The sequence below is a fragment of the Pseudomonas mosselii genome, assembly GCF_005796105.1.
GTDB classification, from domain to species: Bacteria; Pseudomonadota; Gammaproteobacteria; order Pseudomonadales; family Pseudomonadaceae; genus Aquipseudomonas; species Aquipseudomonas mosselii_C.
In genome coordinates, this window is sequence record NZ_VAUO01000016.1 from 55,809 (window position 1) to 62,874 (window position 7,066).

A 7,066-nucleotide genomic window follows, 5' to 3' on the forward strand; every position below is an offset into this window, starting at 1 on the left:
GGCCGCCGGAAAATGGAGAGGCACATGAGCGTCAACAACCCGCAAACCCGCGAATGGCAAGCCCTGAGCGGCGAGCACCACCTGGCACCTTTCAGCGACTACAAGCAGTTGAAGGCCAAGGGTCCGCGCATTATCACCAAGGCGCAGGGTGTGCATTTGTGGGACAGCGAGGGGCACAAGATTCTCGATGGCATGGCCGGTCTGTGGTGCGTGGCAGTGGGCTACGGTCGTGAAGAACTGGTGCAGGCAGCAGAAAAGCAGATGCGCGAGCTGCCGTACTACAACCTGTTCTTCCAGACCGCCCATCCGCCAGCGCTGGAACTGGCCAAGGCGATCACCGAGGTCGCTCCCGAGGGCATGACCCACGTGTTCTTCACCGGCTCCGGCTCCGAAGGCAACGACACCGTGTTGCGTATGGTCCGTCATTATTGGGCGCTTAAAGGCAAGCCGCACAAGCAGACCCTCATCAGCCGGATCAACGGCTACCACGGCTCCACCGTGGCCGGTGCGAGCCTTGGCGGCATGAGTGGCATGCACGAGCAGGGCGGTCTGCCGATTCCGGGCATCGTGCACATCCCGCAGCCGTACTGGTTCGGCGAGGGTGGCAACATGACCCCGGAGGCGTTCGGCGTGTGGGCGGCAGAGCAGTTGGAGCAGAAAATTCTCGAAGTCGGCGAGGACAACGTCGCCGCCTTCATCGCCGAGCCGATCCAGGGCGCCGGTGGTGTGATCATTCCTCCAGAGACTTACTGGCCGAAGGTCAAGGAGATCCTTGCCAAGTACGACATCCTGTTCGTCGCCGACGAGGTGATCTGTGGCTTCGGGCGTACCGGCGAGTGGTTCGGCTCGGACTACTATGACCTCAAGCCCGACCTGATGACCATCGCCAAAGGCCTGACCTCCGGTTACATCCCCATGGGTGGTGTGATCGTGCGCGACAAGGTCGCCCAGGTGCTCAGCGAAGGCGGCGATTTCAATCACGGCTTTACCTACTCCGGCCACCCGGTTGCCGCGGCGGTGGCCCTGGAAAACCTGCGCATCCTGCGCGACGAGAAGATCGTCGAGAACGCCCGCGACGAAGTGGCACCCTACTTGCAAAAACGTCTGCGTGAGCTGCAGGACCACCCGCTGGTGGGCGAGGTGCGCGGCCTGGGCCTGCTGGGTGCGATCGAGCTGGTCAAGGACAAAACCACCCGCAGCCGCTACGAAGGCCAGGGCGTGGGCATGGTGTGCCGCAACTTCTGTTTCGACAACGGCCTGATCATGCGCGCGGTGGGCGACACCATGATCATCGCCCCGCCGCTGGTGATCAGCCATGCCGAGGTGGACGAGTTGGTGGAAAAGGCGCGCAAGTGCCTGGACCTGACCCTCGAAGCGATCCGGTGACGGTCTGCTAGGCTGGCGAGGTGACATTAAGTGCTTTCGGGGCGTTGCGTGTGTTGAAACCGCGCCTTGTAACTTGCCAGACTAACGGCTGTTTCAGTCGCCCAGCGCATGTCACGTGGGACCTGGCTGCTGAACAGATGGCTTGATAATAAATTCTGGAGCATTACGCATGAAGAAAATGGGCAAGACGCTGCTGGCCACCGCTCTGATGGGTGTCATGGCTACCGCTGTTCAGGCTGAAGACAAGGTGTTGAACGTCTACAACTGGTCGGACTACATCGCGCCGGACACCATCGCGAAGTTCGAGAAACAGTCGGGCATCAAGGTCAAGTACGACGTATTCGACAGCAACGAAACCCTCGAAGCCAAGCTGCTGGCCGGCAAGTCTGGTTATGACATCGTGGTGCCGTCCAACAACTTCCTGGCCAAGCAGATCAAGGCAGGTGTCTATCAGGAGCTGGACCGCTCCAAGCTGCCGAACTGGAAGAACCTCGACGAAGACCTGCTCAAGGCCGTCGGCGATGCCAGCGACAAGGGCAACAAGTACGCCTTCCCCTACATGTGGGGCTCGATCGGCATTGGCTACAACCCGGAGAAGGTCAAGGCCGCGCTGGGCGTGGACAAGATCGATTCGTGGGATGTCGTGTTCAAGCCTGAGAACATCGCCAAGCTCAAGAGCTGCGGCGTGAGCTTCCTCGATGCGCCGACCGAAATGCTCCCGGCCGCGCTGCATTACCTGGGCCTGCCGACCGACAGCACCAAGAAAGAAGACCTGAAGGCCGCCGAAGACCTGTTCCTGAAGATTCGTCCGTCGATCACCTACTTCCACTCCTCCAAGTACATCGGCGACCTGGCCAACGGCAACATCTGCGTGGCGGTCGGCTACTCGGGTGACCTGGAGCAGTCCAAGACCCGCGCCCACGAAGCCGGTGACAAGGTCAAGCTGAGCTACGTCATTCCGAAAGAAGGCGCCGGTACCTTCTACGACATGGTCGCTATTCCGAAAGATGCCGAGCACAAAGACGCGGCCTACCAGTTCATGGACTTCCTGATGCAGCCTGAAATCATGGCTGAAATCACCAATGCCGTGCGCTTCCCGAACGGCAACAAGGCCGCGACCCCGTTCGTCGACAAGGACATCACCAGCGACCCAAGCATCTACCCACCTGCCGAGGTGAAGAAACACCTGTACGCGATTGCCGCACCTGAGGCTTCCGTGCAGCGTGTCATTACTCGCAGCTGGACCAAGATCAAGTCGGGCAAGTAAGCCTGATGCGAGGCCCTCTGGGCCGGGGTTTCCCGGCCCAGAGGCTGTGTGAGGCAAATAAGTTTGCGGCATCCACGCCGTGAAGGTAAGTTGCGCGCCGGTTTTGCGTGAGCGACGAGGCTTTTCCGCCCGCAAAGGCACTGATTGTGAGGACCACCCACTTGTCTAACTATTCTCTTCGCAAGGCCTTGATGGCTGGAGCGGGTCTGACGCTGGCTTTCAGCGTCCAAGCGGCGCCCACGGTGCACATCTACAACTGGTCCGACTATGTCGGCCCGAATACCCTGGCCGAATTCCAAAAGGAAACCGGCATCGAACCGAAGTACGACGTCTTCGATAGCAACGAGACGCTGGAAGGCAAACTACTGGCCGGTCGCACCGGCTATGACGTGGTGGTGCCGTCCAACCATTTCCTGGGCAAGCAGATCAAGGCGGGCGCGTTCCAGAAGCTCGACAAGCGTCTGCTGCCCAACTACGCCAATCTCGACCCGGCGCTGATGAAACGCCTGGAAAAGAACGATCCGGGTAACCAGTACGCCGTCCCTTACCTGTGGGGCACCAACGGCATCGGTTACAACGTCGAGAAGGTCAAGGCGGTGCTGGGCACCGACACCATCGACTCCTGGGCGGTGTTGTTCGAGCCTGAGAACATGAAGAAGCTCAGCCAATGCGGCGTCGCCTTCCTCGACTCGGCCGACGAGATGCTCCCGGCAGTGCTCAACTACATGGGCCTTGATCCCAACAGCAGCAACCCCAAGGACTACCAAAAGGCCGAGCAGAAACTGCTGGCCGTGCGCCCGTACGTGACCTACTTCCACTCCTCCAAGTACATCACCGATCTCGCCAACGGCGACATCTGCGTGGCCGCCGGCTTCTCCGGCGACGTGTTCCAGGCCAAGGCCCGTGCTGAAGAAGCCAAGAAGGGCGTGAAGCTGGCCTACGCCATCCCCAAGGAGGGCGGCAACCTCTGGTTCGACGTACTGGCTATCCCGAAGGACGCCAGCAACGTCAAGGAGGCCCACGCCTTCATCAACTATTTGCTGAAACCTGAGGTGATCGCCCAGGTCAGTGATTACGTCGGTTACGCCAACCCGAACCCCAAGGCTGGCGACCTGATGGACCAGGCCGTGAGGACTGACGCCGCGGTTTACCCACCGCAGGAAGTGCTGGACAAGATGTTCGTCAACTCGGAGTTGCCACCTAAGGTGCAGCGTCTGATGACCCGCAGCTGGACCAAGGTCAAGTCGGGTAAATAATTATCCAGACCCGCCGCGATGCCTTGAGTACAGGCCGTGCGGGCACAAAAATCTTGTTGGGAGTTTCACTCATGGCAGTTGCCTCCGGTGCCTATAAAAAAGCCCTCGAGGGTGGCCAGCAACCCAAGCAGGTGCTGGTCAAGATCGACCGGGTCACGAAAAAATTCGACGAAACGGTTGCCGTGGACGATGTGTCCCTGGAAATCCGCAAGGGAGAGATCTTTGCCCTGCTGGGTGGCTCCGGTTCCGGCAAGTCCACTTTGCTGCGCATGCTGGCCGGCTTCGAGCGTCCGACCGAAGGGCGGATCTTCCTCGATGGCGTGGACATCACCGACATGCCGCCCTACGAGCGGCCGATCAACATGATGTTCCAGTCCTACGCCTTGTTCCCGCACATGACCGTGGCGCAGAACATCGCCTTCGGCTTGCAGCAGGACAAGATGCCCAAGGCCGAGATCGATGCCCGCGTCAGCGAGATGCTCAAGCTGGTGCACATGACCCAGTACGCCAAGCGCAAGCCACACCAGCTGTCCGGTGGCCAGCGTCAGCGTGTGGCCCTGGCCCGTTCGCTGGCCAAGCGCCCCAAGCTTCTGCTGCTCGACGAGCCGATGGGCGCGCTGGACAAGAAACTGCGTTCGCAGATGCAGCTGGAGCTGGTTGAGATCATCGAACGTGTGGGCGTGACCTGCGTGATGGTGACCCACGATCAGGAAGAGGCCATGACCATGGCCCAGCGTATCGCCATCATGCACCTGGGCTGGATCGCCCAGATCGGCTCGCCGGTGGATATCTACGAGACCCCCACCAGCCGCCTGGTGTGCGAGTTCATCGGTAACGTCAACCTGTTCGAGGGTGAAGTGGTCGACGACGCCGAGGGCCACGCGATCATTGCCAGCCCGGAACTGGAGCGCAAAATCTACGTCGGCCACGGTATTACCACATCGGTCGAAGACAAGCACATCACCTATGCCCTGCGTCCTGAAAAGCTGCTGGTCACCACCACGCAGCCGGACTTCGAGCACAACTGGTCGCGCGGCCGGGTCCACGACATTGCCTACCTCGGTGGCCATTCGGTGTTCTACGTGGAGCTGCCCAGCGGCAAGATCGTCCAGACGTTCGTTGCCAACGCCGAGCGCCAGGGCGCCCGCCCGACGTGGGACGATGAAGTGTACGTCTGGTGGGAAGACGACAGCGGCGTGGTACTGCGGTCATGAAACTTCGCAAGCTCAAGCGAGCCTTCCAGCGCATTATCCCGCAGGGGCGGCATCTGGTGATCGGCGTGCCGTTCATCTGGTTGTTCCTGTTCTTCATGCTGCCGTTCTTCATCGTACTGAAGATCAGCTTCGCGGAAGCGGACGTGGCGATCCCGCCGTACACCGAGATCTATACCTACCTCGAAGGCAAGATCCAGCTGGTGCTGAACCTGGCCAACTATGGCCTGCTGACCGAAGACGAACTGTATATCTCGGCCTACCTCGGCTCGCTGAAGATGGCGTTCTTCAGCACCTTGATGTGCCTGCTGATCGGCTACCCGATGGCCTACGCCATCGCCAACGCCAAGAAGGAAACCCAGACCGTCCTGCTGTTGCTGATCATGATGCCGACCTGGACCGCGATCCTGATCCGCGTGTACGCCTGGATGGGCATCCTGAGCAACAACGGCCTGCTCAACAGCTTCCTGCTGTGGTTGGGGCTGATCGATCAGCCACTGCAGATCCTCAACACCAACCTGGCGGTGTACATCGGCGTGGTCTATTCGTACCTGCCGTTCATGATCCTGCCGCTTTACGCAAACCTGGTGAAGCACGACCCCAGCTTGCTGGAAGCGGCCTCCGACCTGGGTTCGAGCACCTTCAACAGCTTCTGGAAGATCACCGTGCCCCTGTCGAAGAACGGCATCATCGCTGGCTGCATGCTGGTGTTCATTCCGGTGGTGGGCGAGTTCGTCATTCCTGAGCTGCTCGGCGGCCCGGAAACCCTGATGATCGGTAAAGTGCTGTGGCAGGAGTTCTTCAACAACCGCGACTGGCCGGTAGCATCCGCGCTGGCGGTGGTGATGCTGGCGATCCTGATCGTGCCGATCCTGCTGTTCAACCGCAGCCAGGCCAAAGAAATGGAGGGCAGGGCATGAAACGCTTCAGTTTTTCCAAGCTGATGCTGGTGCTCGGCTTGCTGTTCATCTACCTGCCGATGCTGATCCTGGTGATCTACTCGTTCAACGCCTCGAAACTGGTGACGGTGTGGGGCGGTTGGTCGGTGAAGTGGTACGTCGGGCTGCTCGACAACACCCAACTGATGGGGTCGGTGATGCGCTCGCTGGAGATCGCCTTGTACACGGCGGTCGCCGCCGTGGCACTGGGCACTCTAGCTGCCTTCGTGCTGACCCGGGTGACTCGCTTCAAGGGCCGCACGCTGTTCGGTGGTCTGGTCACTGCACCTTTGGTCATGCCCGAGGTGATCACCGGTCTGTCGCTGTTGCTGCTGTTCGTGGCCATGGCGCAGATGATCGGCTGGCCGCAGGAGCGTGGCATCGTCACCATCTGGATCGCCCACACCACGTTCTGTGCAGCGTATGTGGCCGTTGTAGTGTCGGCGCGTCTGCGTGAGCTGGACCTTTCCATCGAGGAAGCGGCGATGGACCTGGGGGCCAAGCCGTGGAAGGTGTTCTTCCTGATCACCATCCCGATGATCGCGCCGTCGCTGGCGGCGGGCGGCATGATGTCGTTCGCCCTGTCGCTGGATGACCTGGTACTGGCCAGCTTCGTGTCGGGTCCTGGCTCCACCACGCTGCCGATGGAAGTGTTCTCGGCGGTGCGTTTGGGTGTGAAGCCTGAGATCAACGCGGTGGCGAGCCTGATCCTGCTGTCGGTGTCGCTGGTGACCTTCCTGGTTTGGTACTTCAGCCGCCGCGCCGAAGAGCATCGCCGTAAGGCGATCCAGCAAGCCATCGAGGAAGGCGCTGCGGCGAATGCCGGTCAGGCGCAGGCCAAGCGCCCGACGCAGGTGGCTGCGTCAGCCTGACCCGGCCCCTTCGCCGTGGATGGCACCGGCTTTGCCGGTGTTCGCGGGTGAACCCGCTCCCACAGGTGCTGCGCCTGTCTTGAAGGCAGTGCGCGGTCCTGGACTGCCCCCAAGAAGTTGGACACCAATCCAACCC

The 7,066-nt window shown here is 60.8% G+C and carries 6 protein-coding genes; all 6 read left to right on the plus strand.

Features of this window, described 5'->3' with window-relative positions; translation table 11 throughout:
* The first annotated feature begins 24 nt into the window (after positions 1-24).
* The 6 genes from FEM01_RS21840 to FEM01_RS21865 all read left to right on the plus strand — a co-directional run bounded on the left by FEM01_RS21840 (position 25) and on the right by FEM01_RS21865 (position 6,930).
* Positions 25-1,386 (plus strand): aspartate aminotransferase family protein, encoded by a 1,362-nt coding sequence (locus FEM01_RS21840; protein ID WP_138221535.1) that lies wholly within the window; start codon positions 25-27, stop codon positions 1,384-1,386.
* A 169-nt stretch (positions 1,387-1,555) separates the two neighbouring features.
* Positions 1,556-2,653 carry a polyamine ABC transporter substrate-binding protein gene (locus FEM01_RS21845; RefSeq protein WP_138221536.1) on the plus strand — a complete coding sequence of 366 codons (1,098 nt, stop codon included), beginning with the start codon at positions 1,556-1,558 and terminating at the stop codon, positions 2,651-2,653.
* 191 nt (positions 2,654-2,844) lie between these two features.
* Complete coding sequence (locus FEM01_RS21850) at positions 2,845-3,909, plus strand: polyamine ABC transporter substrate-binding protein (RefSeq protein ID WP_138221543.1); 1,065 nt, start codon at positions 2,845-2,847, stop codon at positions 3,907-3,909.
* A gap of 71 nt (positions 3,910-3,980) precedes the next feature.
* A complete protein-coding gene (gene potA / locus FEM01_RS21855; protein ID WP_138221537.1) occupies positions 3,981-5,123 on the plus strand; it encodes a polyamine ABC transporter ATP-binding protein in 1,143 nt (380 codons plus the stop codon).
* Positions 5,124-5,158: 35 nt separating this feature from the next.
* On the plus strand, positions 5,159-6,040 hold the full coding sequence (locus FEM01_RS21860; protein ID WP_171031012.1) for an ABC transporter permease subunit: 882 nt from the start codon (positions 5,159-5,161) through the stop codon (positions 6,038-6,040).
* Positions 6,037-6,930 (plus strand): ABC transporter permease subunit, encoded by an 894-nt coding sequence (locus FEM01_RS21865; protein WP_138221539.1) that lies wholly within the window; start codon positions 6,037-6,039, stop codon positions 6,928-6,930. Before FEM01_RS21860 ends, FEM01_RS21865 begins: the two co-directional genes overlap by 4 nt.
* The last annotated feature ends 136 nt before the right edge of the window (positions 6,931-7,066 follow it).

Bases quoted from the DNA above. Each gene is read 5' to 3' on its own strand.
- FEM01_RS21840 (WP_138221535.1), top strand. From the start codon at position 25: ATGAGCGTCAACAACCCGCAAACCCGCGAATGGCAAGCCCTGAGCGGC.
- FEM01_RS21845 (WP_138221536.1), top strand. From the start codon at position 1,556: ATGAAGAAAATGGGCAAGACGCTGCTGGCCACCGCTCTGATGGGTGTC.
- FEM01_RS21850 (WP_138221543.1), top strand. From the start codon at position 2,845: ATGGCTGGAGCGGGTCTGACGCTGGCTTTCAGCGTCCAAGCGGCGCCC.
- potA (WP_138221537.1), top strand. From the start codon at position 3,981: ATGGCAGTTGCCTCCGGTGCCTATAAAAAAGCCCTCGAGGGTGGCCAG.
- FEM01_RS21865 (WP_138221539.1), top strand. From the start codon at position 6,037: ATGAAACGCTTCAGTTTTTCCAAGCTGATGCTGGTGCTCGGCTTGCTG.